We start from the raw sequence: 17,068 nt of genomic DNA on the forward strand, positions 1-17,068 counted from the left end.
CCGGCCGCGGGCCGTCAGCGGCTCGCGCAGTCCACCGCCGTGAAGGGCGTCCGTCCCGACGCCGCGGCGCCGTAGCCCGGCCCCGCGACCCGCGCCGACGCCAACCCCGCGAGCAGTGCGGCGCCCGCGGTCACCGGAGCGAAGCTCAGTGCGTTCCCCAGCAGCGCCAACACCGCCAGCGCGGTCAGCGCGGCACCCGCGCACACCACCACCGGGGTGGGCCGGGGGGAGCGCCACAACTCGTACAGCAGCCACCCGAAGACCATCGCCAACAGCGCCATCCCCACCAAGCCCTGGTCGACCGCCTGCTGGAACAGCGCCGAGTGCGGCTTCCCGTCCGCCCCCGTCACCTGTTGCGCCGTGGCGCTGAGCTGGTCGAAGCGGTCGGGTCCCGCACCCCGTACGGGATCGTCGTGCATCAGGGCGACCGCGTCCCGCCACAGGGCCACCCGGTAGTCGGTGAGCTGGCTGCGGAGCGAGGCGGCGGCGCCCTCGGGCAGGACGTCCTCGGCCACGGCCCACGTCGTCGCGGCCACCACAGCGGGCGCCAGCGCGCAGCCGACCAGCAGGGGCGCACGACGACGGGCGCGAGCGGCGCTGAGGGCACACAGCAGCACCACGGAAGAAGCCGTGACCCCGGCGGGCGACGCCAGGATGACTCCCGTGAGGACCACGCCGTGCGCCGACAGCCACAGCGCCAGCCGCGCCCCGGGGCGGCGGGCGGCCGTCGCGGCGCAGCAGGCCGCGCCCGCGCTCACCGCCAGCAACGCGGCCGACGCCCCCGTGTCCCCCGGGGGTACGGCGAAGCCGGCGGCTGCCCCCGGCACTCCCTCGGGGGAGGCGACCGCGAGCGTTAGGGCCACGAAGGACGCCGCAGCCGCGGCCGAGACCGGCAGCAGGGCGCCGGAGATCCGGCCGCAGGCGTAGCCGGCGGCGACCGCGAACACGGCGAGCAGGGCCCCTTCGGGCCGGGCGTCCCGTCCGACGGCGCTGATCAGAGCCCAGGTGGCGCAGGCGCCGAGCACGACCACGCCCACGGCGTCCGCCGTCCCCCCGCGCGTCCCCGGCGCAGTCATCATGTTGCCGAATCCCCCCGACCGCGAACTGTGGCGGGCACGTCTTCTGCGCCGGCCGCCGCGCATACGGTAGTGGCGGTGCGCACCTGCGAGCCAGCCCCGTTCCACCCGGGGCGGGTCGCGAGTGCCCCCGGCGGTCAGGTCCTGGCAGGGCCCTGACAGGCACGGACGCGTCGTCGGGGCCCATACCCCCCTCCCGTAGACTCGCGCCGTGAGCGCCACCATGACCTCCGACTCCACGTCCGCCACCGCCCCGGCGGCACCGCGACCGCTGCTGCGGTTCGCCCGGCCGGCCGCCGCGGTGGCGGCGGGGCTGATGCTGTACCTGAGCTTCCCGCCGAGGCCGCTGTGGTGGCTGGCGCCGTTCGCGTTCGCGCTGCTCGGCTGGGTGTTGCGGGGGCGGCGGCTGCGGGCCGGCTTCGGCCTCGGCTACCTCGCCGGGCTCGGGTTCCTGCTGCCGCTGCTGAGCTGGACCGGCGAGGACGTCGGCCCGGTGCCGTGGATCGCGCTCGCGGCGGTCGAGGCGTTGTTCCTCGCCGCCGCCGGCCTCGGGATCGCCGCGGTCGGCCGACTGCCCGCGTGGCCCGTGTTCGCCGCCGCGGTGTGGATCCTCGGCGAAGCGGCCCGGGCCCGGGTGCCCTTCGGCGGCTTCCCCTGGGGCAAGGTCGCGTTCGGGCAGGCGGACGGGGTCTTCCTGCCGCTCGCGGCGCTCGGCGGCACGCCCGTGCTCGGCTTCGCGGTGGTGCTCTGCGGCTTCGGCGGGTACGACGTGGTGCGCCGGGTCGTCGCCCACCGACGCGGCGCCGGTCCGCTGCCGCGCGGCCCGCTGGCCCTCGCCCTGCTCGCCGTGATCGTGCCGGTGACGGCCGCGTTCGCCTCGCGCGCCCTGGTGGACACCGCCGCCGAGGACGGCACGGCCACCGTCGCCGCGGTCCAGGGCAACGTGCCCCGCCTCGGCCTCGACTTCAACGCCCAGCGCCGGGCCGTGCTCGACAACCACGTCCGGCGCACCGAACAGTTGGCGAAGGACGTGGCGGCGGGCAAGGAGCCCCAGCCCGACTTCGTGCTGTGGCCGGAGAACTCCTCGGACATCGACCCGTACGCCAACGCCGACGCCCGGCAGGTCATCGACCGGGCCGTGCAGGCGATCGGCGTGCCGACGGTCGTCGGTGCGGTCATCACCCCCGAGACGGGGAAGCTGCGCAACACCCTCATCGAGTGGGACCCGAAGGACGGCCCGGTCGCCACCTACGACAAGCGGCACGTGCAGCCGTTCGGCGAGTACATCCCGATGCGGTCCTTCGTGCGGCTGTTCAGCTCCGACGTGGACCGGGTGCGGCGGGACTTCGGCCCCGGCGACGAGGTCGGCGTCTTCGACCTGGCCGGCACCAAGGTCGGCCTGGTGACCTGCTTCGAGGCGGCGTTCGACGACATGGCCCGGGACACCGTCACGGCCGGCGCCCAGATGATCTCCGTGCCGAGCAACAACGCGACCTTCGGCCGCAGCCAGATGACGTACCAGCAACTGGCGATGGACCGGGTGCGGGCGGTGGAGCACAGCCGTTCCGTGGTCGTGCCGGTGACCAGCGGCGTCAGCGCCGTGATCATGCCGGACGGCGAGGTCGTGGAGGAGACGGAGCTGTTCACCCCGGACGCCCTGGTGGCCGAGGTTCCGCTGCGATCCTCGCTGACGCCGGCGACCCGCATGGGCGCCTGGCCCGAGTTGGCACTGGTCCTCCTCGCGGCCGGCGGCCTCGGCTGGGCGTCCACCGCCGCGGTCCGCGCCCGTCGCGCGGGACGGGCGAAGAGCGAGGGCGAGGGGCCCACCGCCGCGTCCGCGTAACGTACCTTCGCGCAGCCAGTCCTCCTCGTCAGCGCGGGTCCGCGAGGGCCCGGTCGAGGAGGACTTCTGCTGCCGCTCGCGCGTGCCGGCCGTAGTCGGCTTCGTTGAGGACCATGGCGCGACTGGCCGCACCGTCCGCGAGGGTGACCAGTTGCTCGGCGAGCGCGGAGGGCTCCCGGCAGCCGAGTTCGCTCACCAGCGCGGTGACGAGTTGGACCATGCGCAGCTTCTGCTCGCGCGCGTAGGCGTGGACCGTGCTCTGCGGGTCGGGGAACTCCACGGCGGCGTCGATGAACGGGCAGCCGCGCACCGGTGCGGCGTCCACCGCCGGCTGGTCGAACAATCCCAGGATCCGCTCCCGCGGGGGGATGTCCTCGCAGGTCAGCACGGCCTCCAAGGTGGCGCCCGACGACGCGAGGTCTTGTAGGTGGGCGATGACCAGATCGCTTTTGGTCCGGAAGTGCGCATAGAGCGTGCGCTTGGACACCGGAGCCTGGTCCGCGACCTGCTCCATGCCCGTTGCATTGATCCCCTGGGCCGCGAAGAGCTGGGCGGCGGCAGCCAGGATGCGCTCCCGGCCCCCACGTCCCTGCCGCCGAGGCGCGGTCGTCGTCGTACTCATGCAGCAAGTATACGTGCGCGTTTACTTAGGCTGGATCGACCCGTTAGGGTGCTCTCAAGTAAACGGTTTCGTTTACCTGTGTTCTTGCTGAGGAGCATCCGATGAGAAGCCCGGTCCCCACTGACCCCACCGACCGCACTGACCCCACCGAGCTGAGCGGCGCCGCGGAGAAGCTGGTGCGTGGCCGTCACGCGACGCGCGCGTTCCGCCCGGATCCCGTGCCCGCGGACACGATGCGCGCGATCTTCTCGCTGGCCGGGGCCGCGCCCTCCAATTCCAACGCCCAGCCGTGGCAGGTGGAGGTGGTGAGCGGTGCGGCGCGTGAGCGCCTGGCGGACGCCTTGCAGACGGCCCACGCCGAGAAGCGCACCTCGGTGGACTTCCCGTACTCCGAAGGCATGTACGCGCACGTGCACCAGGAGCGCCGGGCCGCCTTCGGGGCCGAGCTGTACGGGGCGCTCGGCATCGACCCCGGCGACCGTGCGGCACGCGCGGCCTACGACGTGCAGAGCCTGCGTTTCTACGGAGCCCCGCACGCGGCGTTCCTCTTCGTCAACGGCGACGGCGGGGTTCGGCTGGCTGCCGACGTCGGCGCCTACCTCCAGACCCTGCTCCTGGCGATGGCCGCGTACGGCGTGGACAGTTGCCCGCAGGGGCTGCTGAGCTTCTACGCCGACACGGTCCGGGGTGAACTCGGCGTCAGCGGAGGGAAGCTGCTCGTCGGCGTCTCCTTCGGTTACGGCGACGAGGCCGCGCCCGTGAACCGGGTGACGGCGCGGCGCGCCGCACTGGAGGCGACCACCGCCTTCCACGGCTGACGGAGCGCCGCAGCCGCCGGGGGCACAGCGGAAACCCCCGCCCGGCACTTCTGGTGCGGGCGGGGGTTCTGCAGTCGTCGAACGCTACGGGGACCACCTCACTTCGTGCTCCCCACCGGCTGCTGCTCCGCCGGCGCCTCGGCCGCGGCGGGGGTGCCGCGCATGAAGATCGCGGTGAGGACTCCACCGACCGCCGCGACCGCCGCGGCGCCGACGAAGGCGGCGCTGAAGCCGTCGGTCAGGGCGGGCAGGTTGCCCAGTTCCCCGGCGCCCTGGGAGGTGGCGACCGCGGTCAGGGCGGCCAGGCCCAGGGCGGAGCCGACCTGGTAGGTGGTGTTGACGATGCCGGAGGCGAGGCCGGCCTCCTCCTGGCGCACTCCGGAGATCGCGGACATCATCGCCGGGATGTACGCCAGGGACATGCCGGTCGCGGCGACCAGCGACGCGGGCAGCACGTCCACCAGGAAGGTGCCCGTCGGCTCGACCGCGGCGAGCCACAGCAGGCCCGCGGCCAGCACCAGCAGGCCACCGGAGATCAACGGCTTGGCGCCGAAGCGGCCCAGCAGCCGGGCGGTGATCAGCGTCATGAAGACCATGAGGAGACCGGTCATCGGCAGGAGCGCCGCGCCGCTGGCGAACGCCCCGTAGCCCAGCACCTGCTGGAGATAGAGGTTGAGGAAGTACCACATCGGGATCCAGGCCGCGCCGAGCAGCGTCATCGCCAGGTTGGAGATGCCGAGGCCGGGGGTGCGCCACACGCCGAGCGGCATCAGGGGCGCCTTGACGGACTTCTGGATGACCAGGAACAGGACCAACAGCACGGCCGCGCCGAGCAGTTGGAGCACGGTCTCGGCGGTTCCCCAGCCGATCTCCGGGGCGCGGACGACCGCGAAGACCGCGAGGGCGAGTCCGGCCGTGACGGCTGCGGCTCCCAGGACGTCGACGGCTCCGCGGCGGGGGGCGGCGGCGGGCAGCAGGCCGGTGGCGGCCAGGGTGGCGATGCCGATCGGCACGTAGATGATGAAGATCCACGGCCAGCTCGCCCACTCGGTGAAGACGCCGCCGAGGAAGACGCCCGCGGTGCCGCCGGCGGGTGCCGCGGCGCCGTAGAGCGCAAGGGCCTTGCCCAGCTCCTTCGGGTCGTGGCTGAAGAGCATCATCAGCAGCGTCATCGACGCCGGGGCGATCAGCGCACCGCCGACGCCCTGCACGGCGCGGCCGACGACCTCGACCCAGGCCGTGGTCGCCGCGGCGGCGACGACCGATCCGGCGATCAGGACGGCCCAGCCGGTGACGAAGATCCGTCGGGCGCCCAGCAGGTCGGAGAGCCGGCCGCCGAGGAGCAGGAGTCCGCCGAAGGCGATGACGTAGGCGTTGAACACCCAACTCAGGTCCTCGGGTGCGAAGCCGAGGTCGCGCTGCATCTCGGGCAGCGCCACGCCGATGATCGAAGTGTCCATGATGACCATGAACTGAGCGGTGGCCAGCACCAGAAGTGCCCACCAGCGCCGTGGGTTGACGGTTGGCATTGCCGTCTCCTCCCCTAAGAGTCGAATACCCCTGGGGGGTATCTGTTCGAGCGAGGAGGACTATACCCATGGGGGGTATCTAGTGCAAGGGGTGATCGCGATGAACGGCCCCGTGCGGGGCTGAGGCTGGGGCTTGTGCGATCCGTGGAGGGGTGCGGCGTGCGGCCGGGTGCGTTCTCGTCGGCGCGACGCGACGGGGTCGGGGCCGGAAAGCGCGGCAGCCCCGGCCCAGGGGTAGGCCGGGGCTACCAGGGTCGGGCATCCGTAGGGGTCGGAGGCCCTGACGGAGCACCGTGGGGGTGACGCGAGGAGGGAGCGTCACGTATCGGTGCCCGGATCCGGGTGGCGTACGCGGTCTCATGATCCCCGGATCGCGACAGGAAGTAAATATATATACCGTCTAGGAAATGTGGGTATGAAAAAATTCATGCACGCTGACGCATGAATGCCCCTGTTCTTCAATGGGCGTTCGTTCTTCACGGGGTTGATGGGGAAGGCGGGGTTCCCGAGGTGTGTGGGGGCTCTCGTGCGGCGCCCCGGTGCCTCGCCGCCGCTTCCGCTCCGGCCGTCTCAGTCGTCGAGGAAGAAGTCGTGCTGCTCGGCGGCGTGTTCGTAGCTTTCGAGCCGGGCCTGCGTCCGCTGCGGGTCGGCGTCCGCCATGGCCTGGAGGAGGGCGGCCGAGAGCACCCCGGGCGCCGCGTACGAGTCGAAGACCAGCCGCGACCCGGTGGGGGCGACCAGCGTCTCGTCGGCCTCCTCGGTCAGCGGGCCGAGCGCCACGTCCGTGATCAGGGCGACCTTCAGGCCCGCGGTGCGGGCGGCGCGGATGGCGGCCAGGGTCTCGTTGGCGTGCCGGGGCATGGCGAAGGCGAGCACCCAGGTGCCGCCCGCCGCCCGCGACTGGAGCAGCGCGTCGTACGCCACGCTCCCGCCGCGCGTCACGGCCCGCACGTCGGGGTGGATGCGCCGGGCCGCGTAGGCGAAGTACTCCGCGAGGGAGGCGGAGATCCGCAGCCCGAGGATGGTCAGCGGCACCGAGCGGGCCAACTCGCGCCCGATGTCGAGCACTTGGTCGGTGTCGGCGAGCAGGCGGCGCAGATGCTCCAGATTGGCGATCTCGGCGTCCACCGCCGCCTGGAGTTCGTTGCGGCGGATCTCCTCGCGGGCCTCGGGCATGCCCGCGATCGCGCTCAGGGCGATGGGCTGGAGGGCTTCGCGCAGCGCCGGATAGCCGCTGAATCCCACGGACGAGGCGAAGCGGGTCACCGACGGCTGGCTGACTCCGACCCGGTCGGCGAGGTCGGTGATCGACAGGAACGCCGCCTCGGTGAGGTGGTCGGTGATGTACTGCGCGATGCGCCGCTGGCCCGGTGAGAGACGGCGGCCGCCGAAGAGCGCGAGGACCTTGTCCGTGGGGGCGGGTTCGGCGTCCGGGCCGGACCCGCCCGGCGTGATCGCAGACGCCTGTGCACGTGCCTGCTGATCTGATGGCACCGGTGTCTCCTTCTCGTCCCGCTCCCGCTCAACATAGCCCAGTCGCCGCGCCGCGCAGAGGGTGCGGGCGCCCGTCACGGCGGCGCATCTCAGATACCGGACGGTACGTGGACGCGTGGGCGGCCCACGGGGTTCTTGTGCGTGTGGACGGAACCACCGTTGCCCTGCGGGCGCGTTGGTCTCCATCTGCCGGTGGTGGCGTGTTCGCGCCGCTCGTCACGGAGCCATCGCCGTACTGGCGGGAGGGTCACGCGGGACACGGCCCGCGGTCGTGAGCCGGCGCGGCACCCCGCGGCGATGAGATGCGCCGCGACCGGGCCCGGGCGCATGCTGACTGTGTGACCTGGTACGGGGCGACCGAGGGCACCCCGCCGCGTCGGCGTCGGGCTGCGCCCGGCACACCGAGGGGCGGCGGCAGCGCGCCGGACCGACTGGCGCTGGAACTCGCCCAGGCGGCCGTCGGCGCCGTCGAGGCGGTCGGCGGCCACGCCGCCGCGGTCTACCTGCGCTCGCCCTCGCCCGACCTGCTCAAGCTCGCCGTCCTCGCCGGGCTCCCCAGCGCCCTCTTCCGTCCCTGGTGGCGGGCGCAGGTGAACCGTCCGCTCCCGGTGTCCGAGGTCCACAGGTCAGGACGGGCCATCCACTTCGCGGACGCCGAGGAGGCGATGCGGCGCTTCCCCCAGCTCATGGCCGGCCTACCGTTCCCCTTCGGGGCGTTGTACGCGCCGGTCTCCGTCCGGGCGCAGAAGTTCGGGGTGCTGTTCGTGCTGCGCCGGGCCACCCCGGGGCGCTCGGTCGCGGTGGACGACCGGCACCGGATCCGCACCGCGGCGCACCGGCTCGCCGCCACCCTCGGCGCCCTCGCGGACGACGGGGTGCCCGTCGCCTGGGAGGGCGAGCCGCTCTCCGTACAGCTCCCCGCGCTCAACGCACCGCCGGTGCGCACCGGTCGGTTCGGCTGGGACCTGGTCGGCGGCGACTTCACCGCCGACGAGGGGATGCGCGCCGTGCTCGGCCCGGGGAGCGCGGGCGCGCCGGGCACCATTGCCGAGCTGACCGACCTGCTGTCGCCCGAAGACGCCGTCGGGCTGTGGGCGCTGGCCCGGCAGGCCGCCGCATTGGAGCACCCCGTACCCCGTCGGATCCGGCTGCGCGGCCCCGACGGGGTGGCCCATCTCGTCGAGGTGTCCGCCGACGGCACCCGGCTCGACGGCTCCCTGGTCGACCTCGGCGGCGGCCCGCTGGTGACGGAGGCGAGCGACCGACTGCCGTACGGGGTGCTCTCGCTCGACCGGCTGTGCCGCATCACCTACCTCAACACCAGCGCCGAGACGCTGGTCGGCCGGGCCCGGCCCGATCTGATGGGCCGCGTCCTGTGGGAAGCGCTGCCCTGGCTCGCCCCCGGCTCCCACGAAGACCACTACCGGGCCGCGCTGATCGCGGAGACCGCCGCGTTCTTCGTGGTCCGCCGCCCCGAGGGGGAGTGGTTGGAGGTGCGGCTGCACCCCGCCCACGACGGGGTGACCGCCACGCTCACCCCGGCCGAGAGCCCCGACCGGGCGCTGCCCGCGCCTGCCGTCCTCGCCCCCGACGCCCCCGGCGCGGCCGGCGCCCTGTCCGAGCGCTCCAGCGCCCTGTACCGGCCCGTCGCCCTCGCCATCGCCCTGACGGAGGCGGTCACGGCCCGTCAGGTTTCGGCCGTGGTGACCGAGGAACTGCTCCCGGCCTTCGGCGGCCGACAACTGGCGATCTACCTGCTGCACGAGCGGCACCTCTTCCTGGCCTGGGAGACGGGCTTCCCGCACGGCTTCCTCGACCGCTTCGACGGCGTGGGCCTCGACGCCCGACTGCCCGGCGTCGAGACGCTCACCTCCGGCCGGCCGATCTTCTTCGAGTCCATGGAGCACCTGGCCGCGGCGTACCCCGGCATCCCCCTCGACGCCCACGTCGGCGCCCGGGCCTTCCTCCCCCTGATCGCCTCCGGCCGGCCGGTCGGCTCCTGCATCCTCGGCTTCGACCAGCCGCGCGCCTTCAGCCCCGAAGAGCGGACCGTGCTCACCGCCCTCGCCGGGCTGATCGCCCAGGCGCTGGAGCGGGCCCGGCGCTATGACACCGAGGCCGCCGTCGCCCGCGGCCTCCAGGACGTCCTGCTCCCGCACCGACTGCCCACCCTGGACACCGCCGGCGCCGTCGGGCGCTACCTCCCGGGCACCCAGGGCATGGAGGTCGGCGGCGACTGGTACGACGTCGTGGTGACCGGCGACCGGCTCGCCCTGGTCATCGGCGACGTCCAGGGGCACGGCGTGGCCGCGGCCGCGACCATGGGGCAAGTGCGCAGCGCGGTCCGGGCCTTCGCGCTCAGCGGCAACGACCCCGAGCAGGTGGTGAGCGGCACCAACCGGCTGCTGATCGACCTCGATCCGGGCCAGTTCGCCAGTTGCTGCTACATCGTCCTGGACCCGGCGACCGGCCGGACCCAGGCGGTACGCGCCGGGCATCCCCAGCCGCTGCTGCGTCACCCGGGCGGCCGTACCGAGGTCCTCGACCTGGCGGGCGGGATCGTCCTCGGAGTCGACCCGGCCGCCGCGTACCCCGTCACGGAACTGGTGCTGGACCCGGGCGCCGTCCTCGCCCTGTACACCGACGGACTGGTGGAGCGGGCGGGCCGCGACATCGACGTCGGCATCGAGACCGTGCGCCGCACCCTCGCCGACTGCGGGGACGGCCCCCTGCACCAGACCGCCGACCAACTCATCCGGGAGGCGCGGCGGAGCCCGGACCGGCCGGACGACATCGCGCTGCTGCTGGCGACGCGCTGGGCGTGAGGCCGCCGTGACCGACGTGCGCACGGGGGAGGGGGGCGGACTTCGGAAGTGATCGTTCCGGCGGTCTTGACGCCGTGCGGCACGCCCTTGCAGGGTCGGCCCCGTGTCTGACAACGCTGTCACGCAACGGAATCAACGGAATCGACGGAACCAACGGATTCAAGGGAACCAACGGAACCAAGAGAAACAGCCGCAGCAGCCGAAGCCATCGGTGCGCGTCGCGCCGCCCGTCCACCCCACTGCCGTCACTCCACCCGGGAGCAGCCCTCATGCATGACGACCGCACCCTCGTCGAGGCCCGTCTGCGCCGGGTCCTGGACGAACGCGTCCGGCCCGCGATCCACCCCGTGTCCGTCCCGCTGGACGTGGCCGTGTGGCACGCCCCCGGCGAACCCGTGCCGGTCCACGAGGGGCTCGCCGCCCCGATGCGGCCCTTCGCGGTGGGCGAGCGGTGGGGCGCCCCCTGGCGGACGAGTTGGTTCCGGGTGACCGGGACCGTCCCCGGAGCCTGGGCCGGCCGCACCGTCGAGGCGCTGCTCGACCTCGGCTTCGACGCGGACCTGCCCGGCTTCCAGTGCGAGGGCCTGGTCTACCGGCCGGACGGGACGCCGGTGAAGGGACTCAACCCGCGCAATGCCTGGGTGCGCATCGGCTCGCCCGCGGCGGGCGGCGAGGAGGTGGTGCTGCACATCGAGGCCGCGGCCAACCCGGTGATCCTCGGCGACCGGCCGTTCGCGTTCGGCCCCACCCCGCTCGGCGATCCGCTGACCGCAGGGGACGCGCCGCAGTACCGGCTCGGCCGGATGGATCTCGCCGTCCTCGACGAGTCCACCTGGCACCTGGCCCTGGACCTGGAAGTGCTCGACGAGTTGATGCGGGAACTGCCCGTCGACGGGGAGCGCCGGTACGAGGTGCTGCGCGCCGTCTCCCGCGCGTTGGACGCCCTCGACCTCCAGGACGTCAACGGCACGGCGCACGCGGCGCGCGGCCACCTCAAGGGCGTGCTCGGCGCGCCCGCCGCCCCCTCGGCGCACCGGATCAGCGCCGTCGGGCACGCCCACATCGACTCCGCCTGGCTGTGGCCGCTGCGGGAGACCGTCCGCAAGGTGGCCCGTACCGCGGCGAACATGACCGCGCTCATCGAAGCGACCGAGGACGGCGACGCCACCGATGACGGGTTCGTCTTCGCCATGTCGCAGGCCCAGCAGTTCGCCTGGCTCAAGGAGCACCGGCCGGAGGTGTACGCGAAGGTCAGAGCGGCCGTCGCGGACGGTCGCTTCGTGCCCGTCGGCGGGATGTGGGTGGAGTCCGACACCAACATGCCCGGCGCGGAGGCCATGGTCCGTCAGTTCGTGCACGGCCAGCGCTTCTTCCTCGCCGAGTTCGGCGTGGAGTGCACCGAGGCGTGGCTCCCCGACACCTTCGGCTTCGCCGCCGGCCTGCCGCAGATCCTGCGGGCCGCGGGCGTCACCCGGCTGCTGACCCAGAAGATCTCCTGGTCGAGGACGAACTCCTTCCCCCACCACACCTTCCAGTGGGAGGGCATCGACGGCACCCGCGTCTTCACCCACTTCCCCCCGGTCGACACCTACACCTGCGCCCTGACCGGCGGCGAGGTGGCGCACGCGGCCCGCACCTTCAAGGAGAAGGGCGCGGCGCGCCACTCGCTCGCCCCCACCGGCTGGGGCGACGGCGGAGGCGGCACCACCAGGGAGATGGTCGCCAAGGCGGCCCGGCTGCGCAGCTTGGAGGGCTCGCCGACCGTCGTGTGGGAGCGCCCCGCCGACTTCTTCGACCGCGCCGAGGCCGAGTACGCCGAACCACCGGTGTGGGTGGGCGAGTTGTACCTGGAGCTGCACCGGGGCACCCTGACCAGCCAGGCCCGCACCAAACAGGGCAACCGCCGCGGCGAACACCTGTTGCTGGAGGCCGAGCTGTGGGCCGCGACCGCGGCCGTACGGACCGGGTTCCGCTATCCGTACGACGCACTGGACCGGCTCTGGAAGACGGTGCTGCTGCACCAGTTCCACGACATCCTGCCCGGCTCCTCCATCGCCTGGGTCCACCGGGAGGCCGAGGCGGAGTACGCGCGGGTCGCGACCGAACTCGACGCCCTGGTGGGCGCGGCCCAGCGCGCCCTGGCCGGTGACGCCGCGGCCGGCGCCCCGCTGGTCTTCAACGCGGCCCCGCACGAGCGCCACGGCGTGCCCGCCGGCGCCGCCGCCCCGGCCACCACCGGCGGCGGCACCCGGCTGACCGCGCGCGACGGTGGCGGATACGTGCTCGACAACGGCTTGTTGGAGGTGGCGATCGACGACCGGGGCCTCGCCGTGTCCGTCTACGACATCGGCGCCGAGCGCGAGGCGGTGGCGCCCGGTGCGGCCGTCGGACTGCTCCAGCTCCACCCCGACGCGCCCGTGATGTGGGACGCCTGGGACGTGGACGCGTACTACCGCAACACGGTCACCGACCTGACCGCGGTCGACGAACTCGCCCCCGTCGTCGACGGCGCGTCGGCGGGGGTGCGGGTGGTCCGCAGCTTCGGCGACTCCCGCGTCACCCAACTCCTGACGCTGAGCGCGGGCGCCAAGCGCCTCGACGTCGAGACCGAAGTGGACTGGCGGGAGACGGAGAAGATCCTGAAACTGTCGTTCCCGCTGGACGTGCACGCCGAGCGGTACGCCGCCGAGACCCAGTTCGGCCACGCGTACCGCCCCACGCACACCAACACCAGTTGGGAGGCGGCCAAGTTCGAGGCGTGCAACCACCGCTTCGTCCACCTGGAGGAGGGCGGCTGGGGCGCGGCGGTGGTGAACGACGCCACGTACGGCCACGACGTCGCCCGCACGGTGCGCGCGGGCGAACGGGGCACGGCGACCGTGGTGCGGGCCTCCCTGCTGCGGGCGCCGCGCTTCCCGGACCCGGCGACGGACCGGGGCGTGCACCGCTTCCGGCACGCGCTGGTGCCGGGGGCGACGGTCACGGACGCGGTGCGCGAGGGCTTTCGCATCAACGTCCCCGAGCGGGTGGTCGTCGGCGCCGGCCCGGTGGCGCCCCTGGTGGCGGTGGACCGGGACGACGTGGTCGTGAGCGCGGTGAAGCTCGCGGACGACGGCAGCGGGGACGTCGTCGTACGCCTCTACGAGGCGCGCGGCGGGCGGGCCAGGGCCGCCCTCGCGCTGGGCTTCGACGCCGACGACGTACGGGCGGCCGACGCGCTGGAACGCCCGCTGGCGCAGCAGGGGCAGATCGAGCACACGGGGCGCGAAGTGGCGGTGGAACTACGCCCCTTCGAGTTCGTCACCCTGCGCTGCGCACGGGGGCGGACGCGGGGTGCCGACGGCTGACGCGCCCGCCGCAGTGCCCCCGTACCGCGTGACGGTGGTACGGGGGTGCCGGTGGTGGACGTCAGCGGCGCAACGTCAACTCCTTCTCGCCGTAGGTGATGACGTGCGGCAGCGGCAGACCGCCGGAGAGGTCCAACTCGATCATGGCGGCCTCGCCGCGCGCGCTGCCGGGGGCGAAGGCGCCGGAGTGCGGGCGTCCGCTGCTGCTCCAGGTGTGCACCCGGTCGTCGCAGGTGGCGGCGGCGCCGCCGGTGTCGGCCCGGGTGCTGCCCTGGAGCGCCTTGACGCCGATCAGGACGGGGTCGGTGCGGAGCGAAGAGCAGCGGTAGGTGCCGGTGAGGGTGACGACGCCGTCTTCGGCGAGGCGTCCGACGGAGTCGACGGTGAGGGTGTCGGGGGCGAACTGCGCGCTCGCGGTGCCGGGTGTCAACCCGGTCGCGAGGGCGGCGGCAAGGGTGAGCGACGTCAGGAGTGCGCCGCGTCGAGCGTTGATCATGCCGGCACAACGAGCCGGATCACACGTGGTGGCGAAGCGGCAGGCGGCTGGGTGAATCGTTTGATCATCGCTCGGGTGTGGCATTCGGAGCCGATCTCGATGCGGATCGGCGATCGGGTCAAGAAATGAACAAGCCAAGTGGGGATGACGGAAAATCATGCCGGCGATCCCCTTCGGGTGATTAACTTTCTTTCACTCTTGGTAATCCTGGGCGGGGCGTGGTAAAGGCTCATCGAGGGCGCCGCTATGGCATATGCCAGCGACTGTTGAGTTCTGACGGCCTCCGGGGGCGACGGACTCGTACGCAACCCGGATGAGTGTTTTCTCCCTCACTTGTTGATGAGTAGGGTGTGGTCCCGCCGCCAGTGATCCACAGGGATCCGATCGTTTTCCGTCGGGCCGTGACCAGGCCCGGAATGCACGGAGGCACGGCGGCATCCGGGGGGAACGGGGGAGGAGAACGTGCCTGCTGGCTCATTCGGCGGACAGTACGTGTGGCACCCGGCGGCCGATGACCACGAGCTAGCCCGCGCCTGCATCGACGTCAGGGCCGGCCGCTACCTGGGCGCCCACCGGGTGCTCCAGGACGCCCGCGACCACTTCGGCACCCGCGCCCACCGCTCGCTCGTCCTCGCGTCCGAAGCCGCCGACTCGGACCTGGCCGAACGCTGGCTCGCCGAGGAACCCGGCCCCGAGTCGGCCCTGTTGTGGGCCCGGGTCGCCATGCTCAGGGCGCTGCGGGCGGCCGACGCAGGCGACGCCCACACCGGCACCCTGCTCGGCATCGCCGAGTCCGCCTGCGAGCGCGCCGCGCGGCTGTACCCGCGCGACCCCACGCCCTGGGTCTCCCAACTGGCCCTCGCCCGCATCCGGCGGTCCCACCACCCCGCGCCCCCCGGTCTGCTCACCGCACCCCCCGGGCCCTGGCCGCAGTTCGCCCGCGTCCTGAGGCTCGACCGCTTCCACCGCGAAGCCCACCACCGCTTCCTGGCCCACTTCTTCGCCCGCCACGGCGGCACCGCCAGCGCACGCTGGGACGTGGCCTCCTACCTCAGCCACCGGGCGCCCGTCACCTCGCCGCTGCGGCTGCTGCCGCTGGTCACCCTCGTCGAGGAGTACGACCCCGCGTCCCTCCTCGCGTACCGCACCTGGCGACAGCCCCAGTGGGTGTCCGCCGCGATGCACGGCTACCACAACTGGCTGCCCGAGGTGCCCCGTTATCCCTTCACCCCGGTGCTCGACCTGTCCTATCTGGCGCACGCCCTGTACCTGGCGAGACGGGAGGGCGAGGCGCGCGAGGTGCTGGCGGCGATGGGGCCGTACGCCGCCCGGATGCCGTGGAGCGCCTTCGGCGACCCCAGCGAGCAGTTGACCAAGGCGAGGCGCGCGCTCGGGCTCGCCGTCCCCGCCTCATGACCAGCAGTCCGGCCCGCGGAAGGGAGCAGAGCGTGTCCGGAGGTACGACGTCCGTCGGGGCGAAGCGCCGGCACCGGGGCGACGGGAGCGTGGCCCTCGACGACGACGCGACGCTGCACGCGATGGGTTATCCGCGAAAACTCACCCGACGGTTTCGCGCCTTCGACAATTTCGCCATCTCCTTCACCATCATCAATGTCATTTCGGGCATTTTCTCCGCCTTCGGGTTCGGAATGGTGGCGGGCGGCCCGCTGGTCCTGGTGTTCGGCTGGATCGGGGTGTCGATCATGGTTCTCTTCGTCGGCGCCGCGATGGCCGAGATCGCCTCCGCGTACCCCACCAGCGGTGCGCTGTATTTCGCCGCCGGAAAACTCGCCAAACGCCACCGCGGCGCCTGGTCCTGGTACACCGGCTGGCTGAACTTCGTCGGTCAGGTCGGCGGCACCGCCGCCACCGCCTACGCCGCCGCCACCTTCATCCAGGCGTTCGTCGTCATGCAGTGGCCGCACTACCAGGTCACCGGCGCGCGCACGGTCACCATCACCGCGCTGATCCTGCTCCTCCAAGCCCTCGCCAACACCTACACCGTGCGGCTGGTCGCCGCCGTCAACCGGATCTCGGTCTGGTGGCTGGTCGGCGGCGTCACGGTCATCGTCGGCTGCCTCCTGCTGATCCCCGCGCACCACCGGCCCGTGTCGTTCTCCGCGCACTTCATGAACGGCACCGGATTCACCAGCGCCGTCTACGCGGGCATGCTCGGCCTGCTGGTCACCAGTTGGACCTTCACCGGCTTCGACGGCAGCTTCCACATGTCGGAGGAGACCGTGCGCGCCACCCGCAGCACCCCCCGCGGCATCATGCGGGCCATCGGCTTCTCCGCCGTCGCCGGACTCGTCCTGATGCTCGCCCTGGTGCACTCGATCCGGGACTACACCGCCACCGCGAACGCCTCCGCGCCCCCGGTGCACATCCTGGTCGACGCCCTCGGCACGGGCGTCGCGAAGCTGCTGCTCCTCGTCGTCATCGGCGCCATGCTCTTCTGCGGACTGGCCAACATGACCAGCAACGCCCGTCAGATCTTCGCCTTCTCCCGCGACGGCGCCATGCCCGGATCCCGGCACTGGCACAGCGTCAACCCCCGCACCCGCACGCCCGTCAAGGCGGTCTGGTTGGCCGCCGGCTGCTCGCTGACGCTGACCGTGCCCGGCTGGTGGTCCCACACCGTCTTCTCCGCCATCGTCAGCGTCAACGTCGTCGGCATGTACCTCGCCTACGGCATGCCCATCTTCCTCAGGCTCCGCCTCGGGGACGAGTTCCGGCCGGGGCCCTGGAACCTGGGCCGCTGGAGCCGGCCGGTCGCCGCGATCGCGGTGGTGTGGATCGCGCTCAGCAGCCTGCTGTTCGTGCTGCCGCACAGCTCCCCCATCACCCCCACCACCTTCAACTACGCACCGATCGCCCTCGCCGCGGTGCTGCTGACGGCCACCGTGTGGTGGCTGGCCACCGCACGAAGACGCTTCCAAGGGCCCGTCAGCTACGGCAGCCCCGACGAGGTCGCCGCCATGGACCTGATCTGACCCCCGCTCCCGCGGCACCACTGCC

11 protein-coding genes are annotated in these 17,068 nt (G+C 72.9%); 6 read left to right on the top strand and 5 right to left on the bottom strand.

Going from position 1 to position 17,068, the window contains the following annotated elements; genetic code table 11:
- Positions 1–14 precede the first annotated feature (14 nt).
- Complete coding sequence (locus ACH4E8_RS30680; protein WP_398454464.1) at positions 15–1,079, bottom strand: O-antigen ligase family protein; 1,065 nt, start codon at positions 1,077–1,079, stop codon at positions 15–17.
- A 208-nt stretch (positions 1,080–1,287) separates the two neighbouring features.
- Between ACH4E8_RS30680 and lnt the strand changes: the two genes are divergently transcribed.
- The gene (gene lnt, locus ACH4E8_RS30685; protein ID WP_398454466.1) at positions 1,288–2,919 is read left to right on the top strand and encodes an apolipoprotein N-acyltransferase; all 1,632 of its coding nucleotides are present in this window, start codon (positions 1,288–1,290) and stop codon (positions 2,917–2,919) included.
- Between the two features lie 28 nt (positions 2,920–2,947).
- On the opposite strand, the gene ACH4E8_RS30690 is transcribed toward lnt, so the two are convergent.
- Positions 2,948–3,541: a TetR/AcrR family transcriptional regulator gene (locus tag ACH4E8_RS30690; RefSeq protein WP_398454468.1), complete on the bottom strand. Its 594-nt coding sequence runs from the start codon at positions 3,539–3,541 to the stop codon at positions 2,948–2,950.
- Between the two features lie 101 nt (positions 3,542–3,642).
- Here ACH4E8_RS30690 and ACH4E8_RS30695 point away from each other — a divergent pair, with 101 nt between their 5' ends.
- A complete protein-coding gene (locus ACH4E8_RS30695) occupies positions 3,643–4,359 on the top strand; it encodes a nitroreductase family protein (RefSeq protein WP_398454471.1) in 717 nt (238 codons plus the stop codon).
- A gap of 98 nt (positions 4,360–4,457) precedes the next feature.
- Here the strand turns inward: ACH4E8_RS30695 and ACH4E8_RS30700 are convergent, their stop codons facing one another.
- On the bottom strand, positions 4,458–5,888 hold the full coding sequence (locus ACH4E8_RS30700; RefSeq protein WP_398454474.1) for an MFS transporter: 1,431 nt from the start codon (positions 5,886–5,888) through the stop codon (positions 4,458–4,460).
- 570 nt (positions 5,889–6,458) lie between these two features.
- Positions 6,459–7,382 (bottom strand): MurR/RpiR family transcriptional regulator, encoded by a 924-nt coding sequence (locus ACH4E8_RS30705; RefSeq protein WP_398454476.1) that lies wholly within the window; start codon positions 7,380–7,382, stop codon positions 6,459–6,461.
- A 302-nt stretch (positions 7,383–7,684) separates the two neighbouring features.
- Between ACH4E8_RS30705 and ACH4E8_RS30710 the strand changes: the two genes are divergently transcribed.
- Positions 7,685–10,207, top strand: a complete 2,523-nt coding sequence (locus ACH4E8_RS30710) for a SpoIIE family protein phosphatase (RefSeq protein ID WP_398454478.1) — start codon at positions 7,685–7,687, stop codon at positions 10,205–10,207.
- Between the two features lie 269 nt (positions 10,208–10,476).
- A complete protein-coding gene (locus tag ACH4E8_RS30715; protein WP_398454481.1) occupies positions 10,477–13,554 on the top strand; it encodes an alpha-mannosidase in 3,078 nt (1,025 codons plus the stop codon).
- 61 nt (positions 13,555–13,615) lie between these two features.
- Here the strand turns inward: ACH4E8_RS30715 and ACH4E8_RS30720 are convergent, their stop codons facing one another.
- The gene (locus ACH4E8_RS30720) at positions 13,616–14,050 is read right to left on the bottom strand and encodes a DUF6299 family protein (protein ID WP_398454484.1); all 435 of its coding nucleotides are present in this window, start codon (positions 14,048–14,050) and stop codon (positions 13,616–13,618) included.
- A 462-nt stretch (positions 14,051–14,512) separates the two neighbouring features.
- Here ACH4E8_RS30720 and ACH4E8_RS30725 point away from each other — a divergent pair, with 462 nt between their 5' ends.
- On the top strand, positions 14,513–15,466 hold the full coding sequence (locus ACH4E8_RS30725) for a hypothetical protein (protein WP_398454486.1): 954 nt from the start codon (positions 14,513–14,515) through the stop codon (positions 15,464–15,466).
- A 122-nt stretch (positions 15,467–15,588) separates the two neighbouring features.
- On the top strand, positions 15,589–17,043 hold the full coding sequence (locus ACH4E8_RS30730; protein WP_398454699.1) for an amino acid permease: 1,455 nt from the start codon (positions 15,589–15,591) through the stop codon (positions 17,041–17,043).
- Positions 17,044–17,068: the final 25 nt, after the last annotated feature.

Source organism: Streptomyces sp. NPDC017979 (assembly GCF_044328175.1).
Taxonomy (GTDB): domain Bacteria; phylum Actinomycetota; class Actinomycetes; order Streptomycetales; family Streptomycetaceae; genus Streptomyces.